14 protein-coding genes and 3 tRNA genes are annotated in these 13,683 nt (G+C 66.7%); 6 read left to right on the top strand and 11 right to left on the bottom strand.

The window, feature by feature from the left end; translation table 11 throughout:
- Nucleotides 1-100 precede the first annotated feature (100 nt).
- Nucleotides 101-1,519, bottom strand: coding sequence for a PLP-dependent aminotransferase family protein (locus tag P3L18_RS20815; protein ID WP_276115113.1), 1,419 nt, complete (start codon nucleotides 1,517-1,519; stop codon nucleotides 101-103).
- Between P3L18_RS20815 and P3L18_RS20810 the strand changes: the two genes are divergently transcribed.
- Nucleotides 1,518-2,537 carry a DMT family transporter gene (locus tag P3L18_RS20810; protein WP_276115112.1) on the top strand — a complete coding sequence of 340 codons (1,020 nt, stop codon included), beginning with the start codon at nucleotides 1,518-1,520 and terminating at the stop codon, nucleotides 2,535-2,537. The two genes, P3L18_RS20815 and P3L18_RS20810, sit on opposite strands and share 2 nt — an antisense overlap.
- Here P3L18_RS20810 and P3L18_RS20805 read toward each other — a convergent pair.
- Nucleotides 2,474-3,607, bottom strand: coding sequence for an ABC transporter permease (locus tag P3L18_RS20805; protein ID WP_276115111.1), 1,134 nt, complete (start codon nucleotides 3,605-3,607; stop codon nucleotides 2,474-2,476). The genes P3L18_RS20810 and P3L18_RS20805 overlap by 64 nt on opposite strands.
- 122 nt (nucleotides 3,608-3,729) lie before the next feature.
- On the opposite strand from P3L18_RS20805, the gene P3L18_RS20800 reads away from it, so the two are divergent.
- On the top strand, nucleotides 3,730-4,326 hold the full coding sequence (locus tag P3L18_RS20800) for a TetR/AcrR family transcriptional regulator (protein WP_094602375.1): 597 nt from the start codon (nucleotides 3,730-3,732) through the stop codon (nucleotides 4,324-4,326).
- Between the two features lie 25 nt (nucleotides 4,327-4,351).
- Here P3L18_RS20800 and P3L18_RS20795 read toward each other — a convergent pair whose 3' ends face one another.
- The 6 genes from P3L18_RS20795 to P3L18_RS20770 all read right to left on the bottom strand — a co-directional run bounded on the left by P3L18_RS20795 (nucleotide 4,352) and on the right by P3L18_RS20770 (nucleotide 6,516).
- Nucleotides 4,352-5,452: a fused (3R)-hydroxyacyl-ACP dehydratase subunits HadA/HadB gene (locus P3L18_RS20795; RefSeq protein ID WP_014359134.1), complete on the bottom strand. Its 1,101-nt coding sequence runs from the start codon at nucleotides 5,450-5,452 to the stop codon at nucleotides 4,352-4,354.
- 174 nt (nucleotides 5,453-5,626) lie between these two features.
- Entirely contained in the window at nucleotides 5,627-5,794 is a 168-nt protein-coding gene (rpmG, locus tag P3L18_RS20790) for a 50S ribosomal protein L33 (protein WP_003929651.1), read from the bottom strand.
- A gap of 84 nt (nucleotides 5,795-5,878) precedes the next feature.
- Nucleotides 5,879-5,952, bottom strand: a tRNA-Met gene (locus tag P3L18_RS20785).
- Between the two features lie 41 nt (nucleotides 5,953-5,993).
- A tRNA-Thr gene (locus P3L18_RS20780) sits at nucleotides 5,994-6,066 on the bottom strand.
- Nucleotides 6,067-6,202: 136 nt separating this feature from the next.
- Nucleotides 6,203-6,283, bottom strand: a tRNA-Tyr gene (locus P3L18_RS20775).
- A gap of 68 nt (nucleotides 6,284-6,351) precedes the next feature.
- Nucleotides 6,352-6,516, bottom strand: a complete 165-nt coding sequence (locus tag P3L18_RS20770; protein ID WP_172398745.1) for a hypothetical protein — start codon at nucleotides 6,514-6,516, stop codon at nucleotides 6,352-6,354.
- Here P3L18_RS20770 and P3L18_RS20765 point away from each other — a divergent pair.
- The gene (locus tag P3L18_RS20765) at nucleotides 6,515-7,006 is read left to right on the top strand and encodes a YajQ family cyclic di-GMP-binding protein (protein WP_006370796.1); all 492 of its coding nucleotides are present in this window, start codon (nucleotides 6,515-6,517) and stop codon (nucleotides 7,004-7,006) included. The two genes, P3L18_RS20770 and P3L18_RS20765, sit on opposite strands and share 2 nt — an antisense overlap.
- A 22-nt stretch (nucleotides 7,007-7,028) precedes the next feature.
- Here P3L18_RS20765 and htpX read toward each other — a convergent pair whose 3' ends face one another.
- Nucleotides 7,029-7,880: a zinc metalloprotease HtpX gene (gene htpX / locus P3L18_RS20760; RefSeq protein ID WP_079928924.1), complete on the bottom strand. Its 852-nt coding sequence runs from the start codon at nucleotides 7,878-7,880 to the stop codon at nucleotides 7,029-7,031.
- Between the two features lie 133 nt (nucleotides 7,881-8,013).
- Complete coding sequence (locus tag P3L18_RS20755; RefSeq protein WP_079928923.1) at nucleotides 8,014-9,030, bottom strand: polyprenyl synthetase family protein; 1,017 nt, start codon at nucleotides 9,028-9,030, stop codon at nucleotides 8,014-8,016.
- 166 nt (nucleotides 9,031-9,196) lie between these two features.
- Here P3L18_RS20755 and P3L18_RS20750 point away from each other — a divergent pair, with 166 nt between their 5' ends.
- The 3 genes from P3L18_RS20750 to P3L18_RS20740 all read left to right on the top strand — a co-directional run bounded on the left by P3L18_RS20750 (nucleotide 9,197) and on the right by P3L18_RS20740 (nucleotide 12,023).
- Nucleotides 9,197-10,450, top strand: a complete 1,254-nt coding sequence (locus P3L18_RS20750) for a geranylgeranyl reductase family protein (RefSeq protein WP_253193875.1) — start codon at nucleotides 9,197-9,199, stop codon at nucleotides 10,448-10,450.
- Nucleotides 10,451-10,573: 123 nt separating this feature from the next.
- Nucleotides 10,574-11,509, top strand: coding sequence for an oxygenase MpaB family protein (locus P3L18_RS20745; protein WP_276115110.1), 936 nt, complete (start codon nucleotides 10,574-10,576; stop codon nucleotides 11,507-11,509).
- Nucleotides 11,510-11,609: 100 nt separating this feature from the next.
- A complete protein-coding gene (locus tag P3L18_RS20740) occupies nucleotides 11,610-12,023 on the top strand; it encodes a hypothetical protein (protein WP_276115109.1) in 414 nt (137 codons plus the stop codon).
- Between the two features lie 843 nt (nucleotides 12,024-12,866).
- Here P3L18_RS20740 and P3L18_RS20735 read toward each other — a convergent pair.
- Nucleotides 12,867-13,562, bottom strand: coding sequence for a demethylmenaquinone methyltransferase (locus P3L18_RS20735; protein ID WP_014359131.1), 696 nt, complete (start codon nucleotides 13,560-13,562; stop codon nucleotides 12,867-12,869).
- Nucleotides 13,563-13,683 lie beyond the last annotated feature (121 nt).

Genomic DNA, 13,683 nt, shown 5'->3' with positions numbered 1-13,683 from the left:
CACCCCATGGGTAGCGCGCAAGTCTAAGTCAACCGAGACACTTCAGTGTAGAACATGGGCCCTGCCGAACCCAAAACGCCCCGGGAACACCCGGTCGGCGTCAGAGGCTCTCCGAGAGAATCCGGACGGCGTCATCGTATCGATCCGGGGTGACCGCAGAATAGGTGAGCCGGACGAACAGGCCGGTCGGCTCCGCGGGAAACCACTCGGCACCCGGCGAGATCGCGAGACCCTTGGTCAGCGCCCGCGCGACGACGGTGTCGGCGTCGGGCAGCGCGTCGCCGGCCCTGCCGACGCCCAGGTCTACCCAGAGATGCAGTCCACCGGCCGGCCGGCGCGGATCGAAGCCGGCACCACGCAGCGCGGCAAGCAGGGCGTCGCGCCGGTCCCCCAACGCGCGGGCAAGTGTCTTTCGGTGGGTGCGCCACGCCGGTCTGCTCACCACGTCGAGGGCGGCCCACTGCAGGATCGGCGAGACGAAGAGATCCGAATGCGCCAGCGCCTGCTCGATGCGCACCCGTGCCGGTCCGCGCGCGAGAATCCCGGCCACCCGCATCGACGGCGACATGCTCTTGGTCAGCGACCTGACGTAGACGACGTGCCCGTCGCGGTCGGCGACGGCGAGCGGCCGCACCGGCTCGTCGATCCCGAGGTCGTGCGCCCAGTCGTCCTCGACGAGGAACGCGCGGTGTGCGGTGATCACATCGAGGATCGCCGACCGCTGCCCGGCATCCCAGCGGTCGCCGGTGGGGTTGGCGTGGTTGGGCTGGGCGTAGAAGACGCGTGCGCCCGACGACGTCAGCGCCGCGTCGAGGTCGTCGGCCCGGGGTGCGCCGTCGGATCGGGGCACCGGCACGATCACCAGACCGGCCTGCCGGGCGGCGCCGATCGCACCCCAGTAGGTCGGCGACTCCATGACGATCGCTTCGCCGGGGGCGGCGAGCGCGCGGAACGCCGCGGCCAGCGCCGCCTGCCCACCCGAGGCGACCATCACATCGGCGGAGTGCCAGGACTCGGCGGGCGCAGACCCAGAAGAGTCGGTATGGGAGAGCTCGTCGGCGAACCAGCGCCGCAACTCCGGAATCCCCGCGATCGGCGGTCGGCGATAGCACTCCGGCCGCCGCGCCACGCGACCGAGAGCCGCACTGACCTCACGGACGGGTAGCAGGGACTCGTCGGGGTAGCCCGAATGCATGGCGATCGTGTCGTGCGGCACCTGCCGCAGGGTCGAACCCACCGGGGACGCACCGTCGCGTCGGGGTCCGAGCGCTGCCGTCTGCCACGCCACCTCCGCGCCACGACGTTGCGTCGGACGTGCGCGGACGAAAGTGCCACGGCCGGGCCGTGTTTCGACGAGGCCGTCGGCCACCACCATTGCAAGCGCCCGCTGCACGGTCACCGGTCCGGCGCCGAACCGCGCCGCGAGGTCGCGGGTGGACGGCAGCTTCGATCCCGGGCTCGCGGTTGCGGTCAGCGAACGGAGGTGACGCGCGATCTGCTCACTGCTATCGTCGGACATGAGAAACAATAGTAGCGCTATCGAATCTCTCTCGCGTCCGCTATCAGCGCAGGGCCCGACGACCGCCCACGGACTGGCCTGGGGGCTCGTCGGCGTGATCGCCTTCTCGTTCACCGTCCCGTTCACCAGAATCGCGGTCGGGGGCACCGGCGGCGCGGGACTCGACCCGCTATTCGTGGGCTGCGGGCGGGCCGTCGTCGCGGCAGCTCTCGCCGCGGTGGCACTGATCGCGTTCGACGCTCCGCTGCCGACCCGCCGGCAGTGGTTTCGGCTCGTCCCGGTGTCGGCGGGCGTGGTGGCCGGCTTCCCGATACTGACCTCACTGGCCATGCAGCGCACCACCGCCGGGCATGCCGCGGTGGTGATCGGCCTACTGCCCGCGGCGACAGCGGTGGTCGCGGTGCTGCTGACCGGCGAGCGACCGTCGTCGCGTTTCTGGCTCGGCGCGGCCCTCGGGGTGGGAGCCACCGTCGTGTTCAGCCTGCTCGCCCACGGCGGGTCCGTCGGCAGCGGACCGGGGGTCGCCGACGCCCTGCTCGCCGCGGCGGTGGTGCTCGGAGCGATCGGATATGCGCAGGGCGGGCTGATGTCGCGGGAACTCGGTTCGTGGCAGACCATCTGCTGGGCACTGGTTCTCGCGGCGCCGGTGATGGTGGCGGTGTCGGCGGTCAGCGTGGTCACCCACCCACCACACGCCGGCGCCGGCCAGTGGTCGGCGTTCGCCTACCTGGCCGGCGTCAGCATGTTCCTCGGATTCTTCGCCTGGTATCGCGGTCTCGCGATCGGGCCGATGACCACGGTCAGTCAGATCCAACTGGTGCAGCCGGTCCTCAGTGTCTACTGGGCCGTCGTGATGCTCGGCGAGCATCTCACCGTGCCGCTCGTCGTCGGCGGGTGCGCGGTGATCGCCTGTGCCGCTTTCACTGTGCGCTCCCGCGTTGCGCCGACCCCGCGTCAGCGTGAGTGCCCCGAAAACGAGTGCCCAGCCGACGAGTGCGCCGACATCTCGACGACGTGACCGATTTCGTGGCGCCCGTGCGGGGCCGAGTCCTCCCCCGACGCCGGTTCGTCGTGTGCAGCGACGGCGTGTGCAGCGCCGTCGATGCCGATGACCTCGTCGATGAGTTCGTCGTCCTCACTGACGTCGGTCTGACGCCACAGTGCGATCGCGTAGAGACCCAGCCCGGCCACCAGCCACACCGTGAGCACCACGATCGGATGAATGATGTTGTGGCCATTGAAGAATCCGACGTTGCGCAACAGTGTTCCGGTGGCCCCGGGCGGTAGCAGCTGACCGATCGCGCCCCACGGAGAGGGCAACAGGTCCGGCGAGCTGCTCAGCCCGGACAGCGGATTGCCCAGCACCACAAGCAGAATCGCGGCGATCCCGAGGCCCGCTCCGCCAAGCAGTCGACGCAGTCCGATCACCCCGAACGCGGTGGCGGCGATACCCAGGATTCCACTCAGCACCAGATACCAGAAGGCGGTGTCGAAAGTACCCAGCACGTAACGCATCAGGAGGTTGATCGCGAGCCCGGCCAGCACGGCGAAGCCCAGTGTCGCCAGCACGAGGTTGCGAGGCCGTCGGATCATCATCATCAGTGCCACACCACCGATCCAGCCGCCCAGGGCGAGCGGCAATGCTCCGGCGGCCAGCCCGACGCCCTTCGGGTCGCCGGTGCCGAACCCGCGGACGTCGACAACGGTGACCGGCGAGTGCATCTGCGTGCCCATCTGTTGCCCGATGGTCTCGATGAGCGTGGCCACTGCCGGACTGCCCGCGGTCGTCACCAGGACTCGCGTCGAATCCCGTTGCACGACAACTGCTCCCTCAACCCGGCGATCGAGGATCTGGCGTCGCGCCTGCGCCTCGTCGCCGACGGCGGTGACCTCGAAGCCGCCGGGCTGTCGCTCCTCGAGCGCACGGGAGATCTGCTCGGTGGCCGCGGCCGGCGCGACCACCGCCAGTGGGATGTCGTTGGGCTTGGAGTGCACCCCGGGGAGCGCGAACGCCAACAACAGGATCGACACCACCGCGGTCAGCCCCAGCACCAACGCGAGGGCCTTGCCTTCGTCGGACTTCATCATCACATTCCCCTTAAGATACGTGGCGTTTCTTATTGCCTGCGATGTCTAGTCTGAACCAACAAGAAACGCAACGTTTCCTATCCGGCCGGCTTGATCGGCCGACTGTCGGAAGGTGGCAGGAGATGGCAGCGACCCGACGCCGCGGGGCAGAACTCGATGCGGCGATCTTCGACGCGGTGCTCACCGAACTGCGCGACGTCGGATTCGCCGACCTCACCGTCGAAGGGGTCGCGCGTCGCGCGGGGACGAGCAAGGCGGTGCTGTATCGACGGTGGTCGACCAAACTGGAGATGGTGATCACCGCCCTGGCCAACACGCGCCTGGCCGACATCACGCCCCCCGACACCGGCACCCTGGCCGGCGATCTGCGGGGAACGATCCACGAGTTGCTCGATCGGCTGGCCGCACAGGGCCGTGAGGTCGCGCTCGGCATCATGGCCGGCGCCGCGTCGGAGCCCAATCCCGCTGCGATGACGGTGCTGCGCACCAAGGCCGAGGATCTGTCGGGGGTGATCATCCGACGGGCACGCGACCGTGGGGAGATCGGCGCGGGACCGGTGCCCGCGACGGCCGCCACGCTGGCGTTCGACCTCGTGCGCTACCGCTTCCTGATGGAGGGCTCACTGTCGGCCGAGGCGATCGACGACGTCGTCGAGACCGCGGCGGTGCCGCTCATCCGCGTACATGCCTCCGGCGCAGAGGGATCCGGCGCAGGGTGATTGGGGACAGTCCGGGAGACGACCCTCAGTTGAACTGGATGACGGCCTGTGCGCGCCCGAAGATCTTGCGGTCACCCTGCTTGGCGACGATCGCGATCGTGCCGCGGCGCGTGTCGGGGTCGAGGGATTTGATCTTGCCGGTGAAGTCGACGGCGGCGCTGTCGTCGGCGGGCACGTAGACCGGGCTGGTGAAGCGAACGTTGTACTCGCAGAACGCCGCCGGGTCGCCGATGTGCTCGGAGATGAAGGTCGCGCCGAGGCCCATCGTCTGCATGCCGTGCGCCACGACGTCGTCCATGCCCGAGGCCTTGACGAGGTGGTCGGAGAAGTGGATCGGGTTGGGATCCCCGGCCACACCGGCGTAGTTGGTGAGGTTGCCGCGGGTCAGCAGAAAACGCTTGGCGGGTAGTTCCTGGCCCACGGTCAGCGAATCGAAGTCCACCGCGCCGTAGGCTCCCGGACGCTCGGTGGGGTCGGGGCGGTCGTAGCGTCCGGGCTCGGGCTCGACGGTGCGTCCGACGGTGCCGGTGCGGTCGACCTTCATCATCACGTGGTCGAGCGACTCGGCGAGTTCGGGATCGATCTCCATGCCCGGCCGCGCGGCCAGCGAGGTGTAGGTGGTCATCACCGGCTCGTTGCGCTGATTCCAGATGACGTTCTTGGTGACCATCAGATCGATCGTCTCCGGGCTGGTGACGTGCCGGAACGAGTCGAGCGACACGTCGCACACCAGCTGATCGCCTACCTTCATCGGCTGGTGGTAGATCAGCCGCTGGTCGGTCTGCATGATCTGCCACAGGTCGTATCCGGTGATGACGTCCTCGAACAGTTTGCGCTGGGCGACGATGCCGAGCACCGACACGTAGGTTGGGGCGGCGATCAGGGTGTCATGGCCAAGTCGGCGCGCTGCGGACTCGTCCCAGTGCGTCGGGTGCGGGTCCTGCACGGCCAGGGCGTGTTTGCGGACCTCTTCGCGGCCGATCTCGTAGTAATCGTCGACGGTGTAGTTGAAGCCGACGAGCGACTTGGTGTGCTCGGCGATCTCCTCGGGGGTGAGCTTCTCGCCGGCGGCCTTCAGCTCCGAGGTCCGCTGCTTGATCTCGGCGTCGCTGATCTGTGACGACATGCGGTTCGCTCCTTACCTGTGCCACGTCCCGGTGGCGTCGATCCATGACTTCCGACGGCTGCTGCCGCGACGCGCGAGGAAGGTCTCATCCGTGCCGCGCACATACCACTGCGGACCGCCTCGTCGAGGCGGTCCGCAGGTATGTCTGTATGTCGCCGATCGCCGACGACTGCGTCAGCGAGACTCTTTGTGCGCCTGATGCTTGCCGCAGTTCGGGCAGAACTTCTTGATCTCGAGGCGATCGGGATCGTTGCGACGGTTCTTCTTGGTGATGTAGTTGCGGTGCTTGCACACCTCGCAGGCCAAGGTGATCTTGGGCCGCACATCAGTTGAGGAAGCCACTGTAATCCTTCTTTCACGGGGGTTTGCGTGTTCTCGGCGCTCGCGCCCCCGTGTCCCGGGCCGCCGCGGGCGCTGCGTGTTGTGTAGCGGTGGAGGGGCTCGATCCCTCGACCTCACGATTATGAGTCGTGCGCTCTAACCAGCTGAGCTACACCGCCTTGGCGGCCTGAGCACCCGCGGGGGCGATCAAGTCCTCCCGAGCCCCCTGACGGAATCGAACCGTCGACCTTTTCCTTACCATGGAAACGCTCTGCCGACTGAGCTAAGGGGGCGTTCACCCGTGCTGCCCGGTCGCGTGTCCGGGCTGCTCGAGAGCCTTAACGAGATTACACACCGACTCGGCGGCGCACCAAATCGCCTGTTACAGCGGTTTGACGGCGCGTCGCGAACGACGATTTTCCTCGTTTGTGGCAGGTATAGGATTCGAACCTATGTAGCTTGCGCGACGGATTTACAGTCCGCTCCCTTTGGCCGCTCGGGCAACCTGCCGTGCCATTCTCTCGGCCGTTTCCGACCGCGTGAACAACGCCGTGAAGAATACAACGACTACCGCCCGTTCACGCAAACCCGCTGGTCAGAGCCGCCCCGCCGAACGCGGTCCCCTCCTCGCCGACGGCGCTCGTCGCACCGCCGAGCGCGCCCGTCTCCTCGCCGATGGCGCTCCCCCACACGTCGAGAGCGCCCGTCTCACCCGTGAGCGCGCCCACTAGGCTGTATCCCATGGCTGATTCATCGTTCGACGTCGTGAGCAAGGTCGACCGCCAGGAGGTCGACAACGCCCTCAACCAGGCCGCCAAGGAACTGTCCCAGCGCTACGACTTCCGCGGCACCAACACCGGTATCGCGTGGTCCGGCGAGGAGGCGATCGTCATCACCTCCGACGCCGAGGAGCGCGCCGTCGCCGGCCTCGAGGTGTTCAAGGAGAAGCTGATCCGTCGCGACATCTCCCTCAAGGCATTCGACGCCGGGGAGCCCGCCGCGTCGGGCAAGCAGTTCAAGATCACCGGAACGCTCGTGCAGGGCATCGACTCCGAGCACGCGAAGAAGATCTCCAAGAAGATCCGCGACGAGGGGCCCAAGGGCGTCAAGGCGCAGATCCAGGGCGACGAGTTACGCGTCTCCAGCAAGAAGCGCGACGACCTGCAGGCCGTCATCTCGCTGCTCAAGGGCGAGGACTTCGGGATCGCGCTGCAGTTCGTCAACTACCGGTAGCGGCTTGGGTGACGGCGGCGGCTCAGCTGATCCCGCGCCGCGCCATCTCCTGCAGTCGGGCGATGCGCTCCTCGGTCGGCGGGTGCGTCGAGAAGAGCTTGGCCATCCGGTCGGTGGCACGGAACGGATTCTCGATCATCGCGTGACTCTGCGCGGCGATGTCGGGCTGCGGCGGCAGCGGCGCGGCCTGGATGCCGCCGGAGATCTTGGCCAGCGCCGACGCCAACGCCAGCGGGTCCCTGGTCAATTCGGCACCCGAGGCGTCGGCCTGATATTCGCGCGAGCGTGACACGGCCAGCTTGATCAGGGTCGACGCGATCGGCGCCACGAACGCAACGAGGAGCATCAACAGCGGGTTGGCGTTGTTGCGGTTGCCGCCGAAGAACAGCGCGAAGTTCGCCAGGCCGCTGATGATCGCGGCCATGGCGCCGGCGATCGAACTGATCAGGATGTCGCGGTTGTACACGTGCGACAGTTCGTGGCCGAGGACCGCACGCAACTCCCGCTCGTCGAGCAGCCGCAGTATCCCGGCGGTGCAGCACACCGCCGCGTTCTTCGGATTGCGGCCGGTGGCAAACGCATTCGGCGACTCCGTCGGGCTGATGTAGAGCGCGGGCATCGGCTGATGCGCCGAGGTGGCCAGCTCGCGGACGATGCGGTAGAGCACCGGCGCCTCGACCTCGGTCACCGGCTGCGCGTGCATCGCCTTGAGCGACATCTTGGCGCTGTTGAAGTAGACGTAGGCGTTGACCGCCACGGCGAGGATGACCGACCCCCACAGGATGACGGGGCTGCGGAACATCGCGCCGATGCCGACGATGATCGCCGACATCACGCCGAGCAGGAGCGCGGTCTTCAATCCGTTGAAATGCATCAGGTCCTCGTTCGAGTCACGGCGTCGGTGTGCGCTCCGGCAGGCTGCCGGGCGGGGGACGCCCTGTAGTTTCTCAAACGATCCAGACCCCGTTTCGGTTTCCGGGCGGGGTGTGAGCCATCCGACCGCTCGGCTATCCGGTTCGGTCGATGGTGTAGCTGACCAGCGAGCTCAATGCCCCGTGCGCAGGCCCGGTCGGCAACTGGGCGAGTTCGGCACGAGCCTGCTCGGCGAATTCGGCCAGCTTGTCCTTGGCCTGCACCATGCCGCCCGAGGCGTTGAGCAGATCGAGCGCCTCGGCGACCTCGGCGCCGTCGGTCAGCGGCCGCGCCGATCCGTCGTCGGCGAGCAGCAGTGTGCGGAGTCGATCCGACGACGCGTCGTCCTCGCGCAGCGCGTACAGCACCGGCAAGGTGTGCACACCCTCACGCAGGTCGGTACCCGGCGTCTTGCCGGAATCGCCTGTGACAGAACTGATGTCGATGATGTCGTCGGATACCTGGAAGGCGGTGCCGACGATGTCGCCGATCCTGGAGAGCCGCTCGGTGTCGTCGGCGGTCGCGCCGGAAGCCATCGCGCCGAATCGGCCCGCGGCGGCGATCAACGACCCGGTCTTCTCCCACACCACCTTCAGGTAGTGGTCGATCGGGTCGGCGCCCTGCGTGGCACCGACGGTCTCACGCATCTGGCCGGTGACGAGTTCGGCGAAGGTCTCGGCGATGATGCGCACGGCGTCGGGGCCCAGCGTCGAGACCAGCCGGGAGGCCCGGGCGAACAGGAAGTCGCCGGAGAGGATCGCGATGCTGTTGGTCCACCGGGCGTTGGCGCTCTGCGCGCCGCGGCGCATCGGCGCCTCGTCCATGACGTCGTCGTGATAGAGCGTCGCGAGGTGGATCATCTCGACGACGGTCGCCGACGTGATCACCTCGTCGGCGTCGGGGTTACGCCCGAACTGCGATGCGAGGATCGCGAACATCGGCCGGAATCGCTTGCCCCCGGCACGCGCGAGATGTGTCGCGGCCTCGGTCATGACGTCGTCGCCCGAAGCCAGCTCCGTGAGCAGCAGGTCCTCGACACGGGCCAGCGAGGACCGCACGGTCTCCGCGAACTCATCGGTCCCGAGGTCTACTCCGGTGAATGTCGACTTCACGTGTTTGCGCCGCTCCGTTTCGAGAAGGTCCGTTTCGAGAAGGCCAAGGCCATCGGCGTGACGCATCGGGCGCCATACCCCAGGGCACTACCTCTGTGCAGCCTAGCGTCTGGCACCGACGCTGCCCGAGCAGCATCGCCCGACGGTGCGCCGACATACTGGTCGGGTGAGCAGCCAAGTGCCCCCCGTCGAGGTCCCCGACGCCGCCGACGTCCTGGTCGTCGGCGCCGGGCCGGCCGGGTCGGCGGCCGCCGCCTACGCCGCATCGGCCGGTCACCAGGTGGTTCTCGTCGATGCGGCGGTGTTCCCGCGTGACAAGACCTGTGGCGACGGGCTCACCCCGCGCGCCGTCGCCGAACTCGATCGCCTCGGTCTGGGACATCTCCTCGACACACGGCCGCGTCTGGACGGTCTGCAGCTCAACGGCTGGGGCCGCAGCGTGTTCGTTCCGTGGCCGTCGGGCCGGTTCCCCGGCTACGGCAGCGCCGTCGCGCGCCTCGAACTCGACGACGCGATCCGCGAATTCGCCCTCGAGCGTGGAGCACGAATGGTGTCGGGCGCCAAAGCCGTCGACGTCGAGCGCGCCGGGGACCGCATCAGCGCAGTGGTCGCCGACACCGCCGATGGTCGGCGGACGATCCGCGTCGGGCAGGTCATCGTCGCCGACGGGGTGCGCTCGGGCCTCGGCAAGATCCTCGGCCGACAGTGGCACCGCGACACCGCGTACGGCGTGGCCGCGCGCGCCTATGTCCCGTCCCCGCGCGCCGACGCCACCGTGATGGGATCGCACCTCGAACTCCGCGGACCCGACGGTGAACTGCTGCCCGGATACGGTTGGGTGTTCCCACTCGGCGAGGGGTTGCTCAACGTCGGCGTCGGTGCTCTGGCCACATCAAAACGACCGGCACACATGGCACTTCGGCCGATCCTCGAGCACTACTCGCACATGGTCGCCGACGAGTGGCAGATCACCGGCGAGCCTGTGCGCATCGCCTCGGCGCTGCTGCCGATGGGCGGTGCGGTCAGCAATGTCGCCGGCCGTAACTGGATGCTCATCGGCGACGCCGCGGCGTGCGTGAATCCCCTCAACGGGGAGGGCATCGACTACGCACTGGAGACCGCCCGGCTGGCGGTTGACCTCCTGTCCGGCGACGACCACACGCACGCCTGGCGCGCCCTGCTCGTCGACCATTACGGGCTGGCCTTCTCCGCTGCCCGTCGGCTCGCCGGCCTGTTGACGATGCCGCAGACCGTCCCCGCCCTCGGCCGCCCCGGAATCCGGTCGGCCCGGCTGATGTCTCTGGTGGTCCGGGTGATGGGCAATCTCATCACCCCCGACGACGCCGACCTCGTCGCCCGCGCCTGGCGCGGCGTCGGCCATCTGTCGACCCGCATCGACGAACGGCCGCCGTTCAGCTGACGCTTCGCGCCAGCGCCCTGCTTGTTGCCGACGGCGCTCTGCGTGCCGCTCGTCCAGATTTGATTGGGACAAAACCGATGGTATGTTTCAAATATCTGATATAACGGCCACCTCAGGAGCGTCATGCCGTCCGTTTCGTCCGTCGCCTCGTCGGTCTCACATCGCATCAGTACCCGCCGCGCGGAGCGCTACCGGCTGCGTGACGACCTTGCCCGTGTCGACCCTGCGGCCGATCCCGAACGGTACGCACGCAGCCTCGGCACCCTGGAATACCCGTGGGGCATCACGATGGCGCTGAGCTTCGCCCTCTTCCGCACGTACGCCGTACCGTCGATCGGCGAGTTGCTGTATGAGACCGGAGAATTCACCGAACGCACCCAGAAGCGTTACGACGACACCGTGCTGCTCCTCGACGCTCCCGTCGAACACGGCTTCGTCGATCCACGCGCCCGCAATGCGGTCCGGCGGATCAACCAGATGCACGCGATGTACGACATCTCCAACGACGACATGCTCTACGTACTGGCCACGTTCGTGGTTTGTCCGGTCCGCTGGGTGGCCGACTACGAGTGGCGCCCGCTGGGCCGCAACGAGATCGACGGTCTCACCGAGTACTACCGCAAACTCGGCAAACACATGGCGCTCAAAGACATTCCCGGCACGTACGAGGACTTCGAGCACTTCCTCGAAGACTACGAGCGCGAACATTTCGCCTACTCCCCCGGATCACGCAAGGTCGCCGACGCCACCCTGGATCTGCTCACCACCTTCATGCCGTTCCGCCTTCTCCCGGCGTGGCTCGTCCGGCGCCTGTCGTTCGCCCTCATGGACGACCGCTTGCTCGACGCCTTCGGCTACCCCAAGCCCACCGCCGTCGAGCGTGTCGTCGCCCGCAACGGCCTGAAGGCCCGCGGTCTGGCCATCCGGTTCTTCGCCGGCCCACGTACCGTCCCCCAATACGGCCGGGACATGCCGCAGATCCGCTGCTATCCGCGCGGCTATGAGGTCGATGAGCTGGGCACCTTCGCCCCTGGATGTCCCGTCCGCCACGCCGGCTGACCCTTCATCCACAACCTTGACGCCAATCCTCCCAAACCCGACGATCCTGGCTACAATGCCTTTCACGCCGTAGATCTGGCCGGGGCCAGAAGGGGGAGGGATGACGGAGTATTTCGTACAACCGGGCACACGTGTGCCACTCGGCGGTGAGTCCACCTCCCCACCCGACACCTCCGTTCCGCGCGGCAATCCCGAACTCGGCGACGGCGGAGTCGTGCAGGTAATCGACGCTGAGTGGAAGCGACGAGCCGGGGTGGCGCGGGATCTGGCGGCGGAGTTGGCTGGGGTTGTTGCGGAGCTGGTCCGCGTCAACAACGGCAATCACTACGGCAACGTACCGGAAGGTACCAATATGTCTGAGCGTGCCGCAGAGTTCGTCAATTGTTTCGCAGCAGGACTGAAGGAAAATATCGAGCTCCTAGACGCACTGGAAGCGCTGTGCGACCAGGCACACGCCGAGCTGACTGCGACAGATAGCAAGATCGGTCTAGTTTTCGAATCAATCAATGCATAACATTCGACTGAAAATAGCCAAGATAATGTTGACGATGTCCGTCACTCTCTCTGGGATAGTCGGCTGCACGACTAATTCAGGCGGACCGCCACGAGATCGAACATCAGCCTCGGCGTCGCACCCAAGTACTCCCGCCAGCATCAGACAAGTGGATGCGAACGGCAAAAGACTACCCTTCAATACCGTATTTCCAGATCGGTGGAGCAACCTGAACGACGGCTCGTCATATGAACCTTGCACAGCACTCTCTGGCGAGGAACTAGAGGCATTGGGCTTGAACCAGCAATCAGCGACAGACGGCGCCAATGCCAACATGCAGACGTCCCGAGGATGCGACTGGAGATACCGGGATTCGAACACAGCAATCCTTTCACAAGGCGTCGGGAACGATCTTCCACTCGAGGATTACAAGAACAAGTACTCAACTGCGATCGAATGGCAATATGACACCAGCATCCAAGGAAGGTCAGTCGCAGTTGGGTATCCCAGACACCAGGACGCATGCACAACTGCGGTTCAATCTGGCAGCGCCATAGTCACGACTACTGCCATTCTGTTCATAAACCCTCCGCCAAGAGACCAAATCTGCGCCAAAGCCATCGCCTTCACCAAAGCAACAATCAACAAAATGCCACCCTGACCAGCACCAATGCGGCCGGTCTCGAGGCTCGTCGCTATCGCTCCTCGGCACCTCGACCACCGATCTGGCGGACCACGTTCGAAACCGAATGCGATGTCGCCGCTCGTCGCTCCTCGGCACCTCGACCACCGAAGTAATCGATCCGAGCCGGTAGTCACCTCGACCACCGGGCAATCGCCATCCGTGCCCGCCCAGGTGACGAGTCAGACGCGAATACCGGAGTGTATTGCCGCGATGCCGCCGGTGAGGTTCTGCCAGCGGACGTCGGTGAACCCGGCGTCGCGAATGAGGTCGCCGAGGCCGAATTGGTCGGGCCAGGCTCGAATCGATTCGGCGAGATACACGTACGCGGCAGGGTTGCTCGACACCTTGGTCGCCACCGCGGGCAGCGCTTTCATCAGGTACTCCATGTAGACGGTGCGGAATGGCCGCAATGTCGGTGTGGAGAATTCGCAAATGACCAGGCGGCCACCGGGTTTGAGCACCCGATGCAGCTCGGCCAGGGCGGTCGGCACATCGTGGACGTTGCGCAGACCGAACGAGATGGTCGCCGCGTCGAATGATCCGTCGGCGAAGGGCAGAGCCATGGCGTCTGCCGCGACCTTCGGTACGTTCCGCTCGGCGCCGGCCTTGAGCATTCCGAGGGAGAAGTCGGCGGCAACGCACGTGGCCCCCGACGTCGCCAACTCGACGGTGGAGACGGCGGTGCCGGCGGCCAGGTCGAGCACCACGTCGTTGCGAGTGAGCGCGAGTGCCTTGCGGGTCGCCTTACGCCACCGCCGATCCTGCGCGAACGACAGCACGGTGTTGGTGATGTCGTAGCGCTTGGCGACGCCGTCGAACATCGCCGCGACCTCGGCCGGGTCCTTGTCCAGACTCGCACGTTCGGTGGTAGCCATGGCGATAACGCTACCTGCCCGTCACCGCCGCCCGACCGAGCGTCCGACGAGCTCGATGGCCCAACTCACATCTCGGCAAAGCCGCAGGTGACACCCGGTCATCGCGGCACATTCACCGACC

This window comes from Gordonia sp. N1V, assembly GCF_029269935.1.
GTDB classification, from domain to species: Bacteria; Actinomycetota; Actinomycetes; order Mycobacteriales; family Mycobacteriaceae; genus Gordonia; species Gordonia polyisoprenivorans.
This window is presented reverse-complemented; position numbering and strand designations above follow the sequence as displayed.

Bases quoted from the DNA above. Each gene is read 5' to 3' on its own strand.
- htpX (WP_079928924.1), bottom strand. From the start codon at position 7,880: ATGCATTTCAACGGATTGAAGACCGCGCTCCTGCTCGGCGTGATGTCG.
- P3L18_RS20800 (WP_094602375.1), top strand. From the start codon at position 3,730: ATGGCAGCGACCCGACGCCGCGGGGCAGAACTCGATGCGGCGATCTTC.
- P3L18_RS20735 (WP_014359131.1), bottom strand. From the start codon at position 13,562: ATGGCTACCACCGAACGTGCGAGTCTGGACAAGGACCCGGCCGAGGTC.
- P3L18_RS20765 (WP_006370796.1), top strand. From the start codon at position 6,515: ATGGCTGATTCATCGTTCGACGTCGTGAGCAAGGTCGACCGCCAGGAG.
- P3L18_RS20770 (WP_172398745.1), bottom strand. From the start codon at position 6,516: ATGGGATACAGCCTAGTGGGCGCGCTCACGGGTGAGACGGGCGCTCTC.
- P3L18_RS20805 (WP_276115111.1), bottom strand. From the start codon at position 3,607: ATGATGAAGTCCGACGAAGGCAAGGCCCTCGCGTTGGTGCTGGGGCTG.
- P3L18_RS20815 (WP_276115113.1), bottom strand. From the start codon at position 1,519: ATGTCCGACGATAGCAGTGAGCAGATCGCGCGTCACCTCCGTTCGCTG.
- P3L18_RS20795 (WP_014359134.1), bottom strand. From the start codon at position 5,452: ATGTCGTCACAGATCAGCGACGCCGAGATCAAGCAGCGGACCTCGGAG.
- P3L18_RS20740 (WP_276115109.1), top strand. From the start codon at position 11,610: ATGACGGAGTATTTCGTACAACCGGGCACACGTGTGCCACTCGGCGGT.
- P3L18_RS20810 (WP_276115112.1), top strand. From the start codon at position 1,518: ATGAGAAACAATAGTAGCGCTATCGAATCTCTCTCGCGTCCGCTATCA.
- P3L18_RS20745 (WP_276115110.1), top strand. From the start codon at position 10,574: ATGCCGTCCGTTTCGTCCGTCGCCTCGTCGGTCTCACATCGCATCAGT.